The following is a 20,834-nucleotide window of genomic DNA, read 5'->3' as shown; positions in this document are numbered from 1 at the left end:
CAATCCTTATCGGTGGTTCATTCCCTACGCACGAGCATGGACGAAGATGCGGTTAGAGAAGTACTCGCTGGCATCGAGGATCCGGATCTTGGCGACGACATCGTCTCGCTAGGACTCGTCGGCGACGTCACCGTCGCCGGAGACGAGGTGACCGTCGAAGTGGCCCTCGAGGCGCCGGGATCGCCGGTCGAGGCCGAACTTTCGGATTCCATCGTGGAGACGCTGGAGGCCGAGGGACTGTCTGTCACGCTGACCACAGCTGACGACGATACCGATGACGACGCCATCGGCGTCGAGTCGCTCGGTCCGGACGCCGAAGGCGACGCCGAGCCACTCCCGGGCGTGACGAACGTCATCGCGGTCACCTCCGGGAAGGGCGGCGTCGGCAAGAGTACGATCTCCGTCAACCTGGCGGCGGGCCTGGCAGCGCAGGGCGCGGATGTCGCGCTGTTCGACGCGGACATGTACGGCCCGAACGTTCCCCGGATGCTGGGGTCCACCGGGCAACCGCGGGCGACGGAGGACGAGAAGATCATCCCGCCCGAGGCGTACGGGATGAAGCTGATGAGCATCGGGCTGATGGTCGGCGAGGACGACCCGGTCATCTGGCGCGGCGCGCTGGTGCACAACACCATCACGCAACTCATCGACGACGTCGAGTGGGGCGAACTCGATTACATGGTGGTCGACTTCCCGCCGGGGACGGGGGATACGCAGTTGACCTTCTTGCAGTCGGTTCCGATTACCGGCTCGGTAATCGTCACGACGCCCCAGGAGGTCGCCATCGACGACGCCCGCCGCGGCCTCCAGATGTTCGCCCGCCACGACACACCGGTGTTGGGCATCGTCGAGAACATGAGCACGTTCGTTTGCCCGGACTGTGGCAGCGAACACGACATCTTCGGCGCGGGCGGCGGGGAGTCGTTTGCGGCGGACAACGAGATGCCGTTCCTCGGCGCCATTCCGCTGGACCCGAGCATCCGCACCGGCGGTGACGAGGGCAAGCCGATCGTCCTCGACGACGACAGCGAGACCGGCCAGGCCTTCCGCGACATGGTCGCCGAGACCGCGGACATGGTCGGCATCCTCAACCGACAACAGCACTCTCAATAGGCAATAGCGTCCACCGACGAGGAGCAACGCGGCATCAACCGTGCGGTAGCCGCCGACCTCCGGGGCCCAGAGGAGTTCGGCGGCCGAGCGGCTTGCGGCGACGATCAGGCGGACGAACGATCGCTACGACGAGTCCGTGGAGACCACGCCGGCGGCCATCTACGGCACCATGCGCACGATACTGCAGATCCCGGAGCGGGGGAAACGGGAGTCGTAACCTGTCGTCGGCCCTCGCGTTTTTGGTCCCTTCAGAGACGGTAGCGGCATCGATAGCGTACAGTCGAACCGACGGCCGACCCGGCCGACACATCAGACTACCGATACACGTGCTATGATGGTGTCCGGTGCGGTCACGTACCGACCACCGGTACTGGCCGGTCGTACGGGCCTCGGCATATACTGTCAATCAGTAGTTACGAATGCCCCTCCTGTAGCGGCCGAACCCGTGAAATGTCCGGGGTACCCCCCGAATCCTTCATAATCATTTAATGTCAATGGATGGCAAACGATTTAGTACGAGGGCCCCCATATTTCGAGGTAGCGGTCCATCCGGACCGAGGCCACACTATGACTACTGACGAACTCATCTGGCGAGTTGCAGGGGGCTCCGGCGACGGAGTCGACTCGACGAGCCAGAACTTCACGAAGGCGCTGATGCGGTCGGGCCTACACGTATTCACGCATCGACACTATCCGTCGCGGATCCGCGGCGGTCACACCTACGTCGAGATTCGGGCATCTGACGAGCCCGTAAAATCTCGGGGCAACGGCTTCAACTTCCTCCTCGCACTCGGTGACAGTTTCGCCCGAAACGAGGACGAGACTGCCGTCTACGGTGACGAGGAGATCAAACCGCTCTCCGAGAACCTCGACGAACTCCACGACGGCGGAATCATCGTCTACGACACGGGTCAGATCGACGCCGCCGACATCCCGGACTTCGAGGAGCGCGCGGACGAACACGACTGGCAGGTCTATCCCATCGACCTCCGTTCCATCGCCCAGGAACACGGGCGCGAGATCATGCGGAACACGGCCGGTGTCGGCGTGACGGCCGCGCTCATCGACATGGAACTCGACCCCATCGAGGAACTCATGCGGGAGGCCATGGGCGAGGAGATGCTCGAGGCGAACCTGTCCGTCCTCCAGGACGCCTACGATCACGTCACAGCGGAGTTCGACACCGATACCGGGTTGAGCGTCCCCGAGGGCGAACACGACGAGGAACAGGTGCTGCTCTCCGGGAGCCACGGCATCTCCTACGCCGCTATAGACGAGGGCTGCCGGTTCATCTCCGGGTATCCCATGACGCCGTGGACCGACGTGTTCACGATATTGTCCCAGGAACTGGAGGAGATGGGCGGCGTCGCCGAGCAGGTCGAAGACGAAATCGCCGCCGCTGCCGCGGCCGTCGGTGCCAGCCACGCGGGTGCGAAGGCCATGTCCGGGTCCTCCGGCGGTGGCTTCGCCCTGATGTCCGAACCGCTCGGACTCGCCGAGATGACGGAGACGCCTCTCGTGCTCGTCGAGGCGATGCGGGCCGGTCCCTCGACCGGTATGCCGACGAAGACCGAACAGGCCGACCTGGAACACGTCCTGTACTCCTCACAGGGTGACCACTCCCGCGTCGCCTTCGCCCCGAGCGATCCGCTCGAGTGCTACACGCAGACGCGCAAGGCGTTCGAGATCGCCTGGGAGTACCAGCTTCCGGCCATCGTCATCTACGATCAGAAGCTCCAGGGCGAGTATCGCAACGTCCCCAAGAGCTTCTTCGATCAGCAACCCAACCCGGACCTCGGCGCCACCCTGACGGAAGCGGAACTCGAGGACGCGCCCCACGACCACACGGGACGCTTCCAGCGCTTCCAGACCGACGTCGACGTGAGCCCGCGCTCGCTGCCCGGCCAGAAGAACGGTCGGTATCTCGCGACCGGCAACGAGCACTGGCCGAACGGCCAGATCGCTGAGGACCCGACGAACCGCGTCGAACAGGTCCACCGGCGACTCGGCAAGCTCGACTCGATCCGCGAGGACCTGAACGCGATGGACGAGTCCTACCAGTCCTACTGGGGCGCCGACGACGCGGAGATCGGCGTCATCGCCTGGGGCAGCCACCAGGACACGGCCGAGGAGGCCGTCGAAGAACTCGCCGCCGACGGGAAACCGGTCAAGGGACTCGGCGTCAGCGAGATCATGCCGTTCCCGAAGTCGGAGGTCACCGAGTTCATCGAGAGCGTCGACGAGGTCCTGATCGTCGAGATGAACGCCAGCGCCCAGTTCCGCGGACTCGTCCAGAAGGAACTCGGCACGTACGGCGAGAAGCTATCGAGCCTGCTCAAGTACAACGGGGAGCCCTTCCGGTCCTCGGAGATCGTCGAAGCGGTCGACCTCGAGCTGAATGGGGGCGGTGAACCCACCGCGCAAGTGACCCTTCAGCCAGCAGCAGGTGACTAGACCATGAGTGGATTCAACGCAATCAGCTCGGAACCGGACGTACAGCGAGACGACTACACCCCCGAGATCGAACCGCAGGCCACCTGGTGTCCAGGCTGTGGGGACTTCGCCGTCCTCAAAGCGCTGAAGGGCGCCCTCGCCGAACTCGGCAAGGACCCCGAGGAGATCCTGCTGGTGACCGGTATCGGCTGCTCCTCGAAGACGAACAGCTACTTCGACAGCTACGGGTTCCACTCCATCCACGGACGCCCCCTCCCGATCGCGCGGGCGGCCAAGATGGCCAACCCCGGTCTCGAGGTTATCGCCGCGGGCGGCGACGGCGACGGCTACGGCATCGGCGGGAACCACTTCACCCACTCGGCCCGAGAGAACCACGATATGACCTATATCGTGTTCAACAACGAGGTCTTCGGCCTCACCAAGGGCCAGTCCTCGCCGACCAGTCCGAAAGGCCACAAGTCGAAGACCCAGAAGAAAGGCGTCGCGAAGGACCCCGTCCGGCCGCTGTCGCTCGGCCTGTCCGCCGGCGCGTCCTACATCGCGCGCACGGCCGCGGTCAACCCGCGCCAGGCACAGGAGATCCTCGTCGAAGCGATCGAGCACGACGGCTTCGCCCACGTCGACTTCCTCACGCAGTGTCCGACCTGGAACAAGGACGCCCGTCAGTACGTCCCGTACATCGACGTGCAGGACTCCGACGACTACGACTTCGACATCTCCGACCGAGAAGAGGCCTTCCGGATGATGTACGAGACCGAGAACTCCCTCTACGACGGGAAGGTCCTCACCGGTCGGTACTACAAAGAAGAGGACCGGCGGACCTACCAGGAAGAAAAACGGATGCGTGGCGAGATGCCCGAGGAACCGCTCGTCGAGCGCTACTTCGACGACGACTACGAGTGGGAGCGCTCGTACGACCTCCTCGACCGGCACGCCTGATCAGTCACGTCGTCTTTCCGATTCGGTAGGTATTTTTTCCGTGAACGCAAAAGGATTGGCGTGAGCGCCGAATCGACGAAAGACCGGATCCTCGAGGTACTCGAAGCGGACGCGAAGGCGTCGTACGCGGATATCGCCGAGCGAGCGGACGTCTCGAAGCCGACGGTCCGAAAGTACATCAACGAACTCGAGGCGGAGGGCGTCGTCGTCGGCTATTCGGCCGACGTCGATCCGAAGAAACTCTCCGGACAGAGCATCGCACTCGTCGGCATCTCCGTCGAGAGCGATCACTACGTCACGGCAACGAGCGAACTCAAAGATCTCGACGCGATCAAGACGCTGTACACGTCGAGTGGCGACCATATGCTCATGGCTGAGGTGCGCGCTCCGGATGGCGACGCCCTGGGCGAGGTCATCCGCGAGTCGATCCTCGGCATCGAGGGCGTCACCGCCGCCCACCCGTCCTTCCTTCAGGAACGACTCAAGTGAGTCTCCGCGGTGAACTCAGACAGCAGGTCGTCGAGGCGGTCGATGGCGAGTTCGATGTCCTCCGTGCTCGTCGCGTAAGAGGCACGGAGCGTGTCCTCTGCCATCGATCCGAAGTCCGGCCCCGGTGTCATCGCCACGTTCGCCTCTTCCAGGAACACGTCGGCCACCTCGAAGGCGTCGCCGGGCAGGTCACTCACGTCGAGCAGTAGATAGTACGCGCCCGCGGGCGTATAGCCCATGTCGATGCCCCACCGCCTGGCCGCGTCGAGTAACAGGTCGCGGCGCTCCCGATAGGTCTCGCGGGCATCGTCGAGCCACGACGGTTCGGTCTCGATCGCAGCGCGGGCGCCGTCCTGGACGAAGTTCGGGGCACAGATGAGCACGTTCTGTACCAGCCGATTGAACGCCTCGACCTCGTCGGGTGGGGCGACCACCCAGCCGAGTCGCCACCCGGTCATCCCGTACCGCTTCGAGACGCCGTCGAGGACGAACGCCTCGTCCGTGTACTCGAGGACGGAGTGTTCTGGCGCGTCGTAGGCGAGGCCGTGGTAGATCTCGTCGGAGATGACTCGGGTCCCGGTTCGCTCTGCGAGGTGGACGAGTTCCGCGATGGTATCACCCGACATGACGGCGCCGGTCGGATTCGCCGGCGAGTTCAACATCATCGCGGCCGTCTCGTCGGTGACCTGGGCCTCGAAGTCCTCGACGCGCGGTTCGAAATCCCGGCCCGGATCGAGTGTGACCGTGCTCACCCGGCCGTCGGCCTGTCGGACGAAGTTCGGATAGGGGGCGTAGTACGGATCGGTGAGGACGACCTCCTCGCCCGGATTCACCGTGGTCAGCATCGTCACGAGGAGCGCGGGCGACGAACCGGGCGTCACGATGATCCGTTCCGGTGGGACGTCGACGCCGTAGGTCCGGTCGTAGTAGTCGGCGATCGATTTCCGCAGTTCCGGCTTTCCCCGGGAGGAGGTGTAATCCAGATTCCCCTCGCGGAGCGATGCGATGGCTGCCTCGGTTGCTGCGGCCGGGGGTTCGATGTCGGGTTCGCCCACCTCCATGTGGACGACTCCCTCTCGTTCACTGGCCCGTTCGAGGACGTCCATCGCCGAGAATGGCGACGTTTCCATCGCACGCTTCGAGGGCATTGCACTCGGGTCAAAGGTGGGCCGGCCTATAAAGATACCACGGTCGTCAATGCTTGCCTGTCACAGCCGTCCGCGTATGGTGTTGAGTGTTCACATACCTGCGAGACGTTCCTCCACACTGACGCTTATGCCCCGTACTCCCGACCCCTCGAACGTGACCGACGTAATCGTCGCTGGCGGTGGCCCCGCCGGCCTGAGTGCTGCACTGCTCACCGAGAAAAACGGCCTCGACACCCTCGTCTTCGATACGGACGAGACCTGGATGCACAAGGCCCATCTGTTCAACTACCTCGGTATCGAGAGTCTCGACGGATCGGCGTTCGTGGAGCGGGCCCGGTCGCAGGCGGCCGCGTTCGGGGTCGAGACGCGTGAGGAGGAAGTGACCGGCGTCACTGCGACGGCGGACGGCTTCGAGGTCGAGACCGACGACGGCGCATACGCGGCCCCGTACGTAATCCTGGCAACGGGTGCAGACCGCGAACTCGGCGAAGAACTCGGGGTCGCGTTCACCGACGATGGCGTCATCGACGTTGACGTTTCGATGGAGACGAGCGTCGAGGACGCCTACGCGACGGGGGCAATGGTTCGTCCCGAGGAGTGGCAGGCCATTATCGCCGCGGGTGACGGTGGCGCGGCGGCCCTCAATATCCTCTCGAAGGAGAAAGGCGAGCACTTCCACGACTTCGACACGCCCGCGGACGCCGAGTAACCCTCCTCGCACCGACCCGAATAGCAACTTCTTTGCCAGTTCTCGGCGACGACCCGGTCGTGCTCTCGTGGCCCTCGTCGTTCGTCGAAGAGCGCGTTCCGCCGATGGCGGTCGTGGCTGTCGCTATCGTCGCCGTCAGTACGAGCGCCATTCTGGTCCGCCTGAGCGAGGCGCCCAGCCTCGTAAAGGCCTTCTACCGCGTCCTGTTCACCACGGCCTTCATCCTCCCGTTCGCCGGTCGCTATCGCGAAGCGTTCGGGCGCATCGGCCGCCGGGATCTCCTCTTCGCCGTGGTCTCGGGGATCGCACTCGCCGTCCACTTTGCGGCGTGGTTCGAGTCCCTCGAGTGGACCAGTGTGGCGGCCTCGGTCACCCTGGTCCAGGTCCAGCCGATTTTCGTGGCGGTCGGTGCCTGGGCACTCCTCGACGAACACCTCAACGCCAGGATGGTCGGTGGAATCCTCGTCGCCTTGGTGGGCGCGGCCATCCTCTCGGGCGCGGGACTTCTCGGCGAGGGCGTCGTCGGCGCAAATCCACTGTACGGGAACCTGCTGGCGATCGTCGGTGCGATCATGGCGGCAGGCTACGTCCTCGCCGGGCGGTCGCTCCGGCAACGACTCCCGCTCGTTCCCTACGTACTCGTAGTCTATGGCGTGGCAGCGGTGGCGTTGTTCGGCTTCGTGGTGATTGAGGGGGCCGCGCTGTCGGGCTATCCGCCCAGGGAGTGGGTCCTGTTCGTCGCGATGGCCGTCGGCCCCGGACTCCTCGGCCATACGCTCATCAACTGGGCGTTGAAGTACGTCGAATCGAGTGTCATCAGCGTCTCACTGCTCGGTGAACCGGTCGGTAGCGCCATCCTGGCGTTGTTCATCTTCACCGAGATTCCCGGGACGGCCACCGTGGTGGGTGGGTCTGTCGTCCTGCTCGGTATCTTCGTCACGGCACGGGCCCGCCAGGTCTGAACGAGCGCCATCAACCCGCTAGTTCTCGACTGTCGGATTATCCGCCGTGAAGGCTGCCCGCCACTGCTCGGGTACCGGGACCGCCTCACCGGTTTCCTGGTCGATGGGAACTTGGACTGTCGAGGCGGTCACCGCGACCTCCCCGTCGGATTCGACCGCGTACTCGATCGTGAAACTCCGCTCGCCGACGTCGGTGACGGCAACGCCGATGTCGACCGTCCTGGACGTGACCGGCGCGTGGAAGTCCAGTTCCATGTGGGCGACCACCATCGACATGTCGGTCAACGGTTCCTCGAGGACGTCGAGGAAGTAAGAAAAGCGCGCCTCCTCGAGGAAGGTCGCGTAGGCCGCGTTGTTGACGTGGCCGAGGGTGTCGTGGTCCGAGTAGCGGACCGGCACCGTGGCCTCGTAGGGCATGTCGGTCATCACTCGTCGTTCTCCGGGGGGCCCCAAAACGGTTCTGTCGTCCGAACGACCACGTCGTCCTCAGTACTCCGCCAGTCTGTCCCGGACGTCGTACAGGGTTCGGGTCGGCCCTCGCTCCCGGTCCAGATGGATGAAAGCCATCCCGGTCCGCTCGGCGAATCGGCGATCGGACTCCTGATCGCCCACGTAGACGTACTCGTCGGTGGTCGTCTGCTCGTGGAGGCGGTCGTAGAGGTGCGTATCGGGTTTCAGCCGTGAGACATCCGCGAGGGCGGTGCCACGGCCGACGAGGACCTCGAAGACGCCATCGAGAGCGACCTGTTCGACGAACGTCTCGACGACGACCTGCGGCGAGTTGCTGATGATGCCCAGCGGGTATCGGTCGGCCAGTTCGGGGACGACGTCGGCGTCGGGATAGGGGCCGATGGTTCCGGATTCCATCGCCGCGAGTTTCGCGTCGATGTATCGACGGTTTCGGATCGTCCAGAGGCGCTCCACCGGTACTCCGGCGGCGTCCGCAACCGACCGTATCGACGCCTCGGTCGGCGGAAAGAGGGACGCCCGGTTCTCCTCGGTGTCCTCGAGACCGACCGCCTCGAGCGTCTCGCCCATCGCCCGGTCGAGCCACGAGAGATTCGACTCCGAGTCGAGCAGGACTCCGTCGAGGTCGAAGACGACGTGCATATCCGTGGTTCGCCCCCACCTGGCTTACCCTTCACGCTCGGCCGGCTTTTGGATACGAAGTATCGAGGTTCGCTGGCCTTCGAATCACAGCCACAACCGGGAAAACTACCGGGGACCTTTCTTCGTGTGCAATGACGACGACGATCACCGTCACCGGTATGAGTTGTGGCCACTGTGAACAGACCGTCACCGACGCCCTCGAATCGGTCGATGGTGTTCGGAGTGCGACGGCGGACAACGAGGCGGACGAGGCCGAAATCGAGGGCGACGCACCCGTCGGGGACCTGATCGCTGCCGTCGAAGCGGCCGGCTACGAAGCCAGCGCCTGACTCGCGGCAGAAAAGAACGACGGGTTCGGCGGCGCGATTCTCGCCGCTCAGTACCCCTCGCCAGCCTGTACCGGACCACGGAAGGCGTTGTACAGGACCGCGAAGTAGAGCAAGACGAGCGGCAGGAAGATGACCAGGACGACGGTCATCACGTTCATCGCCAGCACCGAGACGGCGGCGTCCTGGACCAGCAGTCCGTCGATGGGGTAGATCGTCGGGTAGAGCAGATAGCCAACGAGCGCGATGAGCCCGAAGGTCTGGACGCCCGCGGTCACGAAGGCAGGAAGCGACTGACCGGTGCGTAGCAGGACTATGTAGGCGATACCCAGGAGTGCCGTCAGCGCTACCAGGAGGAGGGCGAACGGACTCAGGACCTTGGCAGCCATCCCCTCGACGAACAGGTAGAGGTAGCCGACGGTCGTGACAGCGAGCACCAGATAGGCGACTTGCGCGATGGTGCCGTAGGTGCTCACCATCGCGGACTTCTCCTCGAGTTTCATGTTGGTGAACGCAGCGCCCTCGACGGCCGAGAGCGTCACCACCACGAGACCCACGACGATCCCGGGCAGGGAGACGAGACTCGTCGACCCGATCAGCCAGTTGGCGGTGAACACCCCGAGGAAGAAGGGTGCGAGTGTGCTCCCGGCGACGAACAGGACGCCCCAGAGGCGTTGCCAGGATTCGTCGTGGCGCTGTTCGCGAAATTCGGGCGAGACGCCCCGGATGATGAGCGCGCCCAGGATCAGGAACATGAGCAGGTAGTTCCCGCTGAAGAGGCCGGCGTACACGTCGGGGAAGACCGCGAACATCGCGCCACCGAAGACGATGAGCCAGACCTCCGTCCCGTCCCAGAGCGGCGCGACCGCGGTGAGCATCGATTCTTTGATCTCCTCGTCGTCGACCACCCCGAACAGGATGCCGATGCCGAAGTTCGATCCGTCGAGCCACAGGAACATGGCCAGCGTGAGGAACATCACGACGTACCACATCTCGACCAGCGGCAGGCCCAGTAGGTACGTGTCGGCGAGCGAGAGTGGCATCATTTGGCGGGCACCTCCGCTCCACCATCGGTCGTGGTCGGCGCCGTCCCGTCGCTCGGTGGTTCCGGTCCCGTCCGGACGATGCGGAAGACGAGATACGCCCAGATGGACAACAGCGCGGTGTAGGCGAAGATGAACCCGACCAGGGTCAGCGTCGCTTCACCGCCGGTCAGGCCAGGGGAGACGCCATCCGACACCAGAAGGACGTCCTGGACCGCCCACGGCTGTCGACCGATCTCCGTCACCATCCAGCCGAACTCGACGGCCAGGACGCCGAGGCCCGTCGAGGCCACCATCGCCTTCTGGAGGAGCGTGTCATCGAACAGGTCGCCCTGGCGCCAGCGATAGACGCCCCAGAGCGCCAGGAAGATGAACCAGAACCCGAGTCCGACCATGGCTCGGAACGAGTAGAACACGAGCAGGTACGGTGGGAGGTCGTGTTCGATGTCCTCGAAGCCGGTGATCACGGTTGCTGGATCGCCCGCCCCTGCGAGCATCGACCCCACCCAGGGTATCCCGATGGTGAACAGGTCCTCCTCGGCCGGTGCCACGACGTTATCGGTGCTCGTCGGGACCGCCACGAGGTGCAGCGGCGCGTATGCCTCGGTGTCCCAGATCGCCTCGATGGCGGCCATCTTCGACTCCTGGGTTTCGTGGACGTGTCGACCATAGGCGTCACCCTGCACTGCCAGCAGGGGCGCGGTGATGATCATCGCGATGAGGGCTACCTTCATCGTCTTTTTCCAGAACGCCGAGCGGTCGTCGGTGGTGAGCAATTTATAGGACGCTATCCCCGCGATGAACAACGCCGCGGAGAGCACCGCGGCCGTCTGCATGTGGGTGAACATGTAGAAGAATCGCGGCGTCAGGTAGGCTGCAACCGGGTCCGTGATGACGGCGACCTCTTCTCCCGCGCGCGTCCCCATCTCGAAGCCGGCGGGAGTCTGCATCCAAGCGTTGGCGATGAGAATCCAGACAGCCGACAGCCACGATCCGAGGCCGACGAGGAACGCGGACACCAGGTACATTCGGTCCGAGACCCGGTCACGTCCGAACAGGAAGATGCCGAGCATCGTCGATTCAAGCATGAAGGCCATCAGTCCCTCGGTCGCCAGCGGCCCGCCGAAGATGCCACCGACTATCGAGGAGTACGCGGCGAAGTTCGTTCCGAACTCGAATTCGAGGACGATACCCGTCACGGTTCCGGAGACGAACGTCAACGCGAATATCTTCGCCCAGAACCGTCGCAGTCTGGCGTACACTTCCCCGTCGCCACGGACTTCCTTCCACGTCCAGTAGACGAGGAACGGTGCGAGTCCCATGGACAACGTGGGAAAGATGATGTGGATTGCAGTCGTCCACGCGAACTGCAACCTACTTGCCAATACTGGGTCTACCATGTTTCACCTATCTGATTGGTTTGCCGTAATCGTTTTCGCTTCGATACGCCAGGGTAGCGACTCCGCGACCGATCGTCGCTCGTCGATCCAATCGTCCATACTATTGTGGTTCTCGAACCTTCTCATAATAGCACGGGGCCGTTCCCGAAGACTGGGAATCGACGTCGGATGAAAACCTCACGACGGCGGTGCCTTCAAACGCAACTCGAAGGCGGCCATTGTTGCCGACACAAGGCGGCATGTATCCCAGAGAATGGCGGGGTACTACTCCCCCGATATGATGGAATATTGGTCGACAGGGTCCACATCGGACCGGGTCCGCCGACCCCGAACGTATGTCCGTAAACTGAAGAATCTCCGGGTCGAAGACGGTTGCAGGTGGATACAGTGAACGAGGTTCAATCGGTAACGCTCGGCCGGTCCCCGGCCGACGTGGTTGTCCGTGGCGGTCGCGTGCTCTCCCCGACGACGCGGTCGATAACGCGTCGGGATGTCGCCATCGTCGACGGGCAGATCGCCGGGCTCTTCGACGATAGCCAGGCGATCGTCGGGACGGACACGAGTATCGTCGACGCCACCGATGCGGTGGTCGCGCCGGGACTGATCGACGCCCACACGCACCTCGATCTGCATCAGACCGTGGAAACGTCCTACCACCGGATGGTCGCCGGTGGCGCGACGACCGTCGTCTCGGAAGTCGCAGCGTTCGGCCCGTCCTTCGGGGCGGACGGCGTGAAGACCTTCCTCGCCGCGACGGCCGACATCCCGCTGCGGGTCTACGCGACGGTCCCCCCGCAGCCGGTCTTCGACATGTTCGAACCGGCCTGGGCGGACGAGACGGAACGAGATGCCCTTCGAGCCCTGCTCGATCGGGACCGTATCGTCGGCGTCGGGGAAACGGCCTGGCCCCGGATCGTCGGTCGAGAGACCCCTGCCGAGACGCTCTACGATGCCGCCCACGATCGGGGGACGGTCGTCACGGGCCACGGGGCGGGCTGTCGGGGCGAAAAACTCCAGGCGTTCGCCACGGCGGTCGACGACGATCACGAGGCGATCAGCGGCGACGGAATTCGCGAACGGGTCGACGCCGGTATCCACGCAGTCGGCCGGTTCGGGACGATCCGGGACGATATGGACGCCATCGGGGCGGCGTATCAGGAGCTGGACGCGTCGGAGCTCTCGCTGTCCACGGACGGCATGTGGCCGCGGGAGCTCGTCGAGATGGGATATATGGACGCCGTCCTCCGGCGGGCCGTCGACGCCGGGGTCGATCCGGTCGACGCCGTGGTGATGGCCACCCTGACGCCGGCTCGCCACTTCGGACTGGCGGAACTGGGGACGCTCCGGGCCGGAACGCCCGCCGACCTGACGATCTTCTCCGACCTGCAGACCTTCGACGTGGAGACGACGATGATCGACGGGGAGGTGGTGTACGACGGCGGTGACCCGGGACGACCGATGGCGCCTACGGTCTCGTATCCGGACGGGTTCACCGATGCGGTGAACGTCGACGTCTCCGCCGACGATCTGGTCGTTCCTGTCGATGCAGGTCAGGACGGCGCCGTCCTCGCCATCGAATATGGCGGTGGCCTGTTGACGGAACACGACGTCGTCGAACCGCCCGTTCGGGACGGGGCGTTCGAAGTGGACCCGCCCTCGCTCGCGAAGGTGGCCCTGTTCGATCGGCATCCCGAGCGGGACGGGGGTGGCTTCGTCGGGTACCTCACCGAGTTCGGCCTCGAGTCGGGAGCCATCGCGACCAGCGTCACCTGGGAGACCGCCGGCGTCGTCGCCGTCGGGACCAACGAAGGGGACATGGTCGACGCGATCGGTACGCTGGCGGGGATGGGCGGTGGCTGGGTCGTCGTCGACGGTGGCGACGTCATCGCCACCCATCCGACCCCGGTCGGGGCGACCTGTTCGCGCCGACCGGTCGAGGAGACCGCGGAGCGGTACGACGCCATCGAGGCGGCTATCCGTGACCTGGGCGTCGATGCCGACCGGCCGATGTTGGGGATACAGACACTCTCGTTCGTCGGCGTTCCGTCCCTCAAACTCGGCTTCGACGGATACGCGGACATCAGGGCCGGGGAGACGGTCGGACTGGCTCCCGAGTGAGTGCATCCCGGTGCCGTGACCGAGTCGACGGCGGTCGATGCCTCGGCCACAACACCGATAGGCACGCCCCGCGTCTGGCGATAGTACGATGGACGCTTCCGGAACGGACCGATCATGGGCGGCGGCGCACCCGCGAATCGTGACGGTGACCGTGAGCCTCGTGGGCTACGCCGTCGTCATCGCTTCGTTCACGGATCTCGTCTCGCTCCCGGCACTGGAACCGGCGACGGTGAACCTCCTCTCGCATCTTATCGCCGGCATCAACACCGTCGCCCTGTCGGTGCTCGTCGCCGGTGTCGTCTTCGTCCGCCGGGGCGACGTGGACCGGCATCGCCGGTCGATGCTCATCGCGTTCGGGCTCATTCTTCTGTTCCTCGTTCTCTACGTGTGGAAGCAAGCGGGCGGGTTCACCAAGGGACTCGTGGTGACGGAGGGACACCTCCTCGGGGGGTACGCAGGGATCGTCTCTGGGGCGTACCTCGTCATGCTCGCCATCCACATCCTCCTCTCTATCGTCGCCGTTCCGTTCGTCGTTCACGCGCTCGTGCTCGGACTCACTCGACCAGTCGAGGAACTCCCGGAGACGGCCCACCCGACCGTGGGTCGCATCGCGGTCGCCGCCTGGACGACGAGCCTGGCACTCGGCATCCTGACGTATCTCATGTTGAACCACATCTACGACTGGGAACGGATTCGCGGAGCGGCACTCCTCTTCGTCTTCGGTTCGCGGCCCGCGACGACGATCGTCCGCTCGTGGGCCGAACGGATCCGTCGGTGATCAGTTCTCGGTCCAGGTGAGCGCCGTGCCACCGGCGACGAAGGACAGGACGGCGAGGCCGGTCAGGATTGCCAGATATCCACCGACGCCGAGCGCCGGCAGGACGGCCGTCGACTCGGGTGGCGCGTAGACCGCTGCGCGAACGCCCCGCGAGAAGTACGTGAGTGGGGAGAGCAACGGGACCGACTCGAACCAGGCCGGGAACTGCTCCGGAGCGATGAACGTCTCCGAGACGAACAACAGCGGGAGTGCGATGCCGTTCGACATCGAGATGGCGCCGTCCTGCGAACTCGCGACGCGCCCGATCACTGCAGCGATGCCACAGAAGAGGACCGATCCGACCACGACGAAGGCCACAAGCCACGGGGACAGCGTCATCGAGGTTCCGAGCAGCGCCAGCGAGACGACGAGTACCACCGCCGCCGTGAGGATCAGTGCGACGTTCACGAGGCTCTGGGCGGCCAGCCACTCGAACCGGGTCAGGGGAGTCGACGCGAGTTTCTCGAACCGGTTGTCCTCGCGATACCTGGCGACCTCGCTGCCAACCCTGGACAGCGGCGTGAACAGGACGACGACCGCCAGATAGCCGGGCACGTAGTAGCCGGTGGGCTTCGCGAAGAGTCCCGACCCGGTCGGGTCAGTCTGGACCAGTCCGGCGAAGATGACCACCAGTACCACGGGGAACACGAACGTGAAGAACACGGCCGTCCGACGCCGAAGGAAGGTCTTGTACGAGGCGACGGCTTCCGCCCTGACACGACGGGAGCGAGCGGCGATCACGCCGCTCATTCCTCGCCCTCCCGTTCGTTGTCGCCGACCAACGAGAGGTATGCGTCTTCGAGTGTCGGTTCTCGCCAGGAGAGGGCGTCGAAGCTCACGCCTTCGTCCGTCAACGTCCGCGCGACGTCGCCGATCTGCTCCGGGCCGATACCGGTCACGACGAGTCCGTCTCTCGAATAGGTCACTTCGTAGCCGTCGACTTCGGGTGGAGCGTCGTCCGTCTTCACGACGAGTCGGCTCTCTCCACCGTACCGCCCCACGAGATCGGCCGGCGAACCAGTTTTCAACAGACGGCCGGCGGCCAGGAAGCCGACTCGGTCGGCAAGCCGTTCCGCCTCGGCCATGTCGTGTGTCGTCAGGACGATGGTCCGGCCGTCAGCGGCCACCTCCTCGAAGTGCTCCCAGAGGCGATGGCGACCCGCCGGGTCGATGGCGGTCGTCGGTTCGTCGAGAAAGACGAGTTCGGGATCGTTCACCAGGGTCGCCGCGACGGCGACCCGTCGCTGTTGCCCCCCGGAGAGGTCCTCGTAGAAGGTCTCCCGGTCCGGTCGCAGTCCCACATCTTCGAGGACCGCACTCGGGTCCCTGGCGCTCTCGTACAGGCCGGCGTAGTACGAGACGATTTCGCGAGCGGTCAGTCTCCCCGGCGGTGAGAACGACTGCGGGAGGACCCCGACACGTTCCGAGTCGACAGCGGACGGCGGACCACCGAAGACGGACACGGTCCCGCTATCGGGGCTGACGGTTCCCGTCAGTGTTCGTACGAAGGTGGTCTTCCCGGCGCCGTTCGGACCCACGAGCGCGAATATCTCGCCCGATCTGACGGTCGCCGAGACCCCATCGAGGGCCACCGTTTTGCCGTAGGTCCTGGCGACACCGTCGGTGACGATCACCGGATCGCCAGCAGTCTCTCTTCGGACCGTCTCGGGCGCGTCTACCGTCTCGGCGTCCGCCGTTCGCTGTCCCGTCACGTGGGCTGTCATTGGCGAATCCTTCGTATTAACCCGTCGACGGTGCCGACCCTGCCCGTCGCAGACGCGTAGAGGATTCCCACGGTGAGTACGAACAGCAGGGTTCCGACGTCGTAGGAGTACTGGTACGCCGTCGACGTCAATCCGGACGCCGGACCACCGAGGAGACCGATCAGCGGAGCGAGGATGGGAACGGTACAGCCCACACAGGTGACCAGGCCGAGCGCTCCGGCGAGGAGTCCCCGGGAGATACGGAGGACGTTCGCGTACAGCAGGTACGAAAGCGCGGCGTAGCCGATGACCTCGAAAGGGACCATCGACACCCGGAGTGTGGGCCCCGCAGCGACGATGGAGGGCCCCCATCCCGGCATGAGCATCGAGACGCGAAGCGACCAGTCGGTCCCTGCCGGCGTCCCACCGAGGTTGCCGGCCGCGTACATGAGTACCAGGTAATAGCCGACGGCGACAGTCATACCGACCGCGCGGTGTCGCCAGTTCTGTGGCGTGGTCTCGATGGCGCTCACCGCGAGCAGCCCGGTGTTGATCCAGACGAACGGGTAGACGACGTACCGTAGCTGATCGACGCTGGTCGAGGAGACTGCCAGGAATCCCGCGACGAGGAGGAACTCCGTGAATACCACGAGCGTCCACGTCGCGACCGTCTCACCGTCGAACCGTCTGGGGTTCAGGGATGAATACCCGCTACTCATGCGACGAGGAGGGTGTCGAAGACGATTGCCAGGAGGACGATACCGAGGTACGCGTTGGACGCGTGGAAAGCTCTGAAGGCGGCGTTCTCGGTCTGCTCGCGGAAGAGACCGACTACCGCGAGCAGGAAGACGACGGCGACCGCGACGGTTCCCACGGCGTACACCCACCCGAGTTCGCTGGCCGTTCCCAGGACGACCGATGCAACGAGTGTCGCCCCGAGGTAGCCGAGGATGTGACGACGCGTCACAGCTTCGCCGGCGGTGACCGGGAGCATGGGGTAGCCGGCGCGGGCGTAGTCGTCCTTGTAGGCGAGTGCGAGGTTGTAGAAGTGTGCCGGGGTCCAGAGGAACACGACGAGACCGAGCACGACGGCGGGCATCCCGACCTCGTTGGTCACGGCGGCCCACCCGATGAGTGCGGGGAACGCCCCGACCGCGCCACCGAGGACGGTGTTGTGCTCCGTGTGCGGTTTCAGGATCATCGTGTAGACGACCGTGTAAAAGAGGATGGCGAGCACGCCGAGGGCCGCCGCAAGCGGGTTGACGAAGGCCAGGAAGACCACGACCGACAGGCCCGCGAGCGCGACTCCAAAGGCGATGGCTCGTCTCGGCGGGATGACGTCGGTCACTACCGGTCGGTCCGACGTGCGGTCCATGTACTGATCACGGTCGCGTTCGAGGACTTGATTGAAGGTCCCACTCGAACCGACCGCGAGAACACCACCGGTGATGGTCCAGACCACCGTCTCCGCTTCGAGGGCGGGGCCAGCGGCGAGTCCCATCGAAGCCATCGCCACGAGGGCGAGCAACCACATCAACCGCGGTTTCGTCATCCGGAAGTACGCCATGGCGATGGTCCCCCAGCCGTACGACTCCTGGCCGGCCGTCTCGCTGGACCTGGGTTCCAGGTCCTCGAACGATTGATTCGCCGTCGAGGGCTGTCGCGTTGGGGCCCCGTGTCGGGACTCCAGACGCCACAGCAATCCGAGAAGGATGGCGCTGAAGATGGAGACCGCGACCGTGAGATGGCCCGCCGTCAGCAGTCTCGAGGCCCCTTCGAGAGCGATGAGTGCGCCGAGGGCTGCCTGCACAGGGTAGAGTAACGCGGCAACAGCGACGATGCCGCCGATCCGGGGTCCACTGGAATACCACGCGACGACGGCCGTCGTGGCGATGAGGACGCCGACGACGATGGCGAGCACCCGGTGTCCCCAGGCGATCGCCATCGCCGGCGAACTCACCGCGATCAGGGACCCGTTACACGTGGGCCACGTCGTACACGCGTCGTTCGCGTGGAGCAGTGACGTCGTCGCACCGACGAGTACGAGCAGGTAGACCCCGATCGCCGACGCGGCGAGGAGCATCGTCAACCGGTCTTCGAGTATCGTCGCGAGTTTGCGGATGGCCGTGGTCATCATCGTGGGTCAGTGTTCTTCTTCGACGGTCGAGGGTGTCTCGGGTGTCCGCGTCGCGAATCGCTCCTTGATGCCGAGGTAGGCGACGAGCCCGACCGCCGGCGGGACGAAGACGATCAGTGCTCGCATCGTGTTCCCGGGAATGCCGAGTTCCGTGTAGTACCCGGCCACTGCGGTGACCACGAAAAACGCCGCGGCGCCGATGCCGATGGCGGTTCGGCCCGGCCGATCGAAGGGGTGTTCGATACTGGTGTAATCGCGGTCGTCGACTTCGCTTCCGGTGACGAGTTTGTCGACGATCGGGACCGACGCGATGGCCCCGCCGACCACTCCTGGGACGACGACGCCGGCGAGGAAGCGAGCACCGATCGTCCCGCCGAAGATGGTGACGTCGACGGGCGGCATCACGCGCAGGATGCCATAGACCCAGAGGAGATACCAGTCAGGTTTTACGGCTGGCGTACTGCCGCCAGGCGGGCCATAGACCTCTATCGGGTGGACCGGAACGAACGCAGCGAGGAGGGTAACGCCGGTCGCGTACGCGAAGAACACGCCGATCATCACGACGACCTGCTCGGGCCACATCGGGATGCCGACGAGCCCCTTCTTCACGGAGCCGGCCTGCTGTTTCAGGCGACCGGTGATGCCGGGATCCTGGGTGTGTTTTATCTTGAGTATCAGGAGCAGGTGGACCGAGATCAGCCCCACCAGTGCGGCCGGAATGAGCAGGATGTGGAGGGTGTAAAAGCGGGGGACGGTCTGGGGATTGGGGAACGGGCCGGCGAAGACCAGGTTCGCGAGGTCCTGTCCCACCCACGGGACGGACGTGGCTATCTGGTAGCCGATGGCCGTTGCCGTGACTGCGAACTGGTCGAAGGGCAGGAGGTACCCGACGAACGCGGCGAGGACGGTCAGTCCCAGGAGGCCAGTACCGATAAGCCAGTTGATGTCTCGGGGTTCCCGGTACGCCCCGGTGACGTAGACGCGAGCCATGTGAACGACCAGCGTCGCTAGCATGATGTGTGCGCTCCAGTGGTGGATGCGTCGGACGAGTTGCCCGATTGCGAGGCCGTTCAACTGGAGGACGCTCGCGTACGCGGCCGGGAGTTCCTCGCCGTTGACCGTTACCGTCGTCGTACTCGGTTCGTAGAAGAGACCCAGGAAGATGCCGGTCGCGACGATACCCGTGAACGAAAATAGCGCCAGTTCGCCCAGAAGGAAGGTCCCGTGTAGCGGGAAGACCTTACGCTCGAAGTGACCGAACAGTCGATCCAGATCGAGTCGTGAATCGCCTCCGTCGGCCATCTCACGGACCCACCTTATCACCGAAGTCCGAGGTCAGTTGGATGACGTCGTCCTCGCCGACCTCCAGCCCGATCTGTGGCAGCGGCCGTTCCGCGGGCGGGTGGACGACCTTCGCTCCTTCGTAGGGGTCGAACTGGCTCCCGTGGCAGAAACAGTGGTCGGTTGGCCGGCCCGTCGCGGTCTCGTCGCTGGTGTCCCAGTCGACGGTACAGCCGAGGTGCGTACAGATGGCCGAATAGGCGACGTACCCCTCGGCTGTCCAGTCGGGGTTCGTCGGCTCGGTGATCTGGTCCTCGGGAAGCCGGTGGAGTCGAATCATGTCGTTGTTCGAATCGACCAGCTCCTCCGGGAAGGTAAGGATCGAATCCGGCATGTCCATCATCTCCACGGTCACCGGGTCACCGACCTCGAAGGTCGTGTCTCCGTCGGGTGGCTGGTACCGTTCGGCGAGAACCAGCGTTTGCCCCGCCAGTTCCGTCCCTCCTCCACCTTCGGCGTTGATACCCAGCGTCTTGAGGGGGGTGAGCATCGCGGCCGCGAAACTCACCACGCCGATGCCGCCGAACGTCTGGACGATGCGGCGTCGCAGGGTGTTATTACTGGACAGTTCCTCGTCGGTCGTCGGTGAATCTGTGCTACTCATGGGTTCACCAGAGGTCTTCGTCGTATTCGATGACGATGCGGTGGTCGTGGAACAGTCGGTGGTAGAGGACCGCCATAACGGCTATCGAGGCGAACGATACGGCCAGGAGTGTCCCGAGGACCGGAGTCGAAACGTCCAGGAAGATGCCGGCGCCGAACCCGATTGCGGCGGCGGTCAACAGCAGACTGACCGCGATGAACGCGCCTTCGAGCATCGTGGAGTTCGACGGGGGGACCCTCGAGATGATCTCACGCATGGAGGCCAACCCCCCACTTCTCCAGGAGGTAACTCACAACGAGGATGACGCCGACGAACGCGAAGGCGATGGCGCCGATCTCGTAGGCCTCCAGTGCGGCGAGCACATCCCCAAATATCAGGGGGTAATCGGTTGCCTGGCTCAGTTGTCGCATACCACGGTCAC

22 protein-coding genes are annotated in these 20,834 nt (G+C 64.7%); 9 read left to right on the top strand and 13 right to left on the bottom strand.

The window, feature by feature from the left end:
* Positions 1-36 precede the first annotated feature (36 nt).
* The 4 genes from HSRCO_RS09855 to lrpA1 all read left to right on the top strand — a co-directional run bounded on the left by HSRCO_RS09855 (position 37) and on the right by lrpA1 (position 4,995).
* Positions 37-1,113, top strand: coding sequence for an Mrp/NBP35 family ATP-binding protein (locus HSRCO_RS09855; protein WP_259517477.1), 1,077 nt, complete (start codon positions 37-39; stop codon positions 1,111-1,113).
* A 567-nt stretch (positions 1,114-1,680) separates the two neighbouring features.
* Positions 1,681-3,567 (top strand): 2-oxoacid:acceptor oxidoreductase subunit alpha, encoded by a 1,887-nt coding sequence (locus HSRCO_RS09850; RefSeq protein WP_259517476.1) that lies wholly within the window; start codon positions 1,681-1,683, stop codon positions 3,565-3,567.
* A 3-nt stretch (positions 3,568-3,570) separates the two neighbouring features.
* Positions 3,571-4,506 carry a thiamine pyrophosphate-dependent enzyme gene (locus tag HSRCO_RS09845; RefSeq protein WP_259517475.1) on the top strand — a complete coding sequence of 312 codons (936 nt, stop codon included), beginning with the start codon at positions 3,571-3,573 and terminating at the stop codon, positions 4,504-4,506.
* A gap of 60 nt (positions 4,507-4,566) precedes the next feature.
* Positions 4,567-4,995 (top strand): HTH-type transcriptional regulator LrpA1, encoded by a 429-nt coding sequence (lrpA1, locus tag HSRCO_RS09840; protein ID WP_259517474.1) that lies wholly within the window; start codon positions 4,567-4,569, stop codon positions 4,993-4,995.
* Here the strand turns inward: lrpA1 and HSRCO_RS09835 are convergent.
* Entirely contained in the window at positions 4,977-6,143 is a 1,167-nt protein-coding gene (locus HSRCO_RS09835; protein WP_259517473.1) for a pyridoxal phosphate-dependent aminotransferase, read from the bottom strand. The genes lrpA1 and HSRCO_RS09835 overlap by 19 nt on opposite strands.
* A 154-nt stretch (positions 6,144-6,297) precedes the next feature.
* On the opposite strand from HSRCO_RS09835, the gene HSRCO_RS09830 reads away from it, so the two are divergent.
* Both HSRCO_RS09830 and HSRCO_RS09825 read left to right on the top strand, forming a co-directional pair.
* Positions 6,298-6,852 (top strand): NAD(P)/FAD-dependent oxidoreductase, encoded by a 555-nt coding sequence (locus tag HSRCO_RS09830; RefSeq protein WP_259517472.1) that lies wholly within the window; start codon positions 6,298-6,300, stop codon positions 6,850-6,852.
* Between the two features lie 104 nt (positions 6,853-6,956).
* Positions 6,957-7,814, top strand: a complete 858-nt coding sequence (locus HSRCO_RS09825) for a DMT family transporter (protein ID WP_259519791.1) — start codon at positions 6,957-6,959, stop codon at positions 7,812-7,814.
* 18 nt (positions 7,815-7,832) lie between these two features.
* Here HSRCO_RS09825 and HSRCO_RS09820 read toward each other — a convergent pair whose 3' ends face one another.
* On the bottom strand, positions 7,833-8,240 hold the full coding sequence (locus tag HSRCO_RS09820; RefSeq protein ID WP_259517471.1) for a thioesterase family protein: 408 nt from the start codon (positions 8,238-8,240) through the stop codon (positions 7,833-7,835).
* Positions 8,241-8,300: 60 nt separating this feature from the next.
* Entirely contained in the window at positions 8,301-8,924 is a 624-nt protein-coding gene (locus tag HSRCO_RS09815) for an HAD family hydrolase (protein ID WP_259517470.1), read from the bottom strand.
* A gap of 131 nt (positions 8,925-9,055) precedes the next feature.
* On the opposite strand from HSRCO_RS09815, the gene HSRCO_RS09810 reads away from it, so the two are divergent.
* Positions 9,056-9,253, top strand: coding sequence for a heavy-metal-associated domain-containing protein (locus HSRCO_RS09810; RefSeq protein ID WP_259517469.1), 198 nt, complete (start codon positions 9,056-9,058; stop codon positions 9,251-9,253).
* Positions 9,254-9,300: 47 nt separating this feature from the next.
* Here the strand turns inward: HSRCO_RS09810 and HSRCO_RS09805 are convergent, their stop codons facing one another.
* On the bottom strand, positions 9,301-10,296 hold the full coding sequence (locus HSRCO_RS09805; protein ID WP_259517468.1) for a cytochrome d ubiquinol oxidase subunit II: 996 nt from the start codon (positions 10,294-10,296) through the stop codon (positions 9,301-9,303).
* Positions 10,293-11,693, bottom strand: coding sequence for a cytochrome ubiquinol oxidase subunit I (locus HSRCO_RS09800; protein WP_259517467.1), 1,401 nt, complete (start codon positions 11,691-11,693; stop codon positions 10,293-10,295). Before HSRCO_RS09800 ends, HSRCO_RS09805 begins: the two co-directional genes overlap by 4 nt.
* A 387-nt stretch (positions 11,694-12,080) precedes the next feature.
* On the opposite strand from HSRCO_RS09800, the gene HSRCO_RS09795 reads away from it, so the two are divergent.
* Entirely contained in the window at positions 12,081-13,811 is a 1,731-nt protein-coding gene (locus HSRCO_RS09795; protein ID WP_259517466.1) for an adenine deaminase C-terminal domain-containing protein, read from the top strand.
* Between the two features lie 88 nt (positions 13,812-13,899).
* Complete coding sequence (locus tag HSRCO_RS09790; RefSeq protein WP_259517465.1) at positions 13,900-14,589, top strand: DUF420 domain-containing protein; 690 nt, start codon at positions 13,900-13,902, stop codon at positions 14,587-14,589.
* Here HSRCO_RS09790 and HSRCO_RS09785 read toward each other — a convergent pair whose 3' ends face one another.
* The 8 genes from HSRCO_RS09785 to HSRCO_RS09750 are packed head-to-tail and all read right to left on the bottom strand — an operon-like array spanning position 14,590 to position 20,823.
* Complete coding sequence (locus HSRCO_RS09785; protein WP_259517464.1) at positions 14,590-15,378, bottom strand: ABC transporter permease; 789 nt, start codon at positions 15,376-15,378, stop codon at positions 14,590-14,592.
* Entirely contained in the window at positions 15,375-16,352 is a 978-nt protein-coding gene (locus HSRCO_RS09780) for an ABC transporter ATP-binding protein (protein ID WP_259517463.1), read from the bottom strand. The genes HSRCO_RS09785 and HSRCO_RS09780 overlap by 4 nt, the downstream gene beginning before the upstream one ends.
* Positions 16,349-17,050, bottom strand: a complete 702-nt coding sequence (locus tag HSRCO_RS09775) for a hypothetical protein (protein ID WP_259517462.1) — start codon at positions 17,048-17,050, stop codon at positions 16,349-16,351. Before HSRCO_RS09775 ends, HSRCO_RS09780 begins: the two co-directional genes overlap by 4 nt.
* Positions 17,047-18,468: a heme o synthase gene (locus tag HSRCO_RS09770; protein WP_259517461.1), complete on the bottom strand. Its 1,422-nt coding sequence runs from the start codon at positions 18,466-18,468 to the stop codon at positions 17,047-17,049. Before HSRCO_RS09770 ends, HSRCO_RS09775 begins: the two co-directional genes overlap by 4 nt.
* Before the next feature lie 6 nt (positions 18,469-18,474).
* Entirely contained in the window at positions 18,475-19,770 is a 1,296-nt protein-coding gene (locus tag HSRCO_RS09765; protein ID WP_259517460.1) for a cytochrome bc complex cytochrome b subunit, read from the bottom strand.
* Position 19,771: 1 nt separating this feature from the next.
* The gene (locus tag HSRCO_RS09760; protein ID WP_259517459.1) at positions 19,772-20,413 is read right to left on the bottom strand and encodes a ubiquinol-cytochrome c reductase iron-sulfur subunit; all 642 of its coding nucleotides are present in this window, start codon (positions 20,411-20,413) and stop codon (positions 19,772-19,774) included.
* A 4-nt stretch (positions 20,414-20,417) separates the two neighbouring features.
* A complete protein-coding gene (locus tag HSRCO_RS09755) occupies positions 20,418-20,669 on the bottom strand; it encodes a hypothetical protein (protein WP_259517458.1) in 252 nt (83 codons plus the stop codon).
* The gene (locus tag HSRCO_RS09750) at positions 20,662-20,823 is read right to left on the bottom strand and encodes a hypothetical protein (protein ID WP_259517457.1); all 162 of its coding nucleotides are present in this window, start codon (positions 20,821-20,823) and stop codon (positions 20,662-20,664) included. Before HSRCO_RS09750 ends, HSRCO_RS09755 begins: the two co-directional genes overlap by 8 nt.
* Between the last annotated feature and the right edge of the window lie 11 nt (positions 20,824-20,834).

Source organism: Halanaeroarchaeum sp. HSR-CO, assembly GCF_024972755.1.
Taxonomy (GTDB): domain Archaea; phylum Halobacteriota; class Halobacteria; order Halobacteriales; family Halobacteriaceae; genus Halanaeroarchaeum.
Note: the sequence above shows the minus strand (reverse complement) of the source record. Positions and strands in the feature narration are given on the sequence as shown.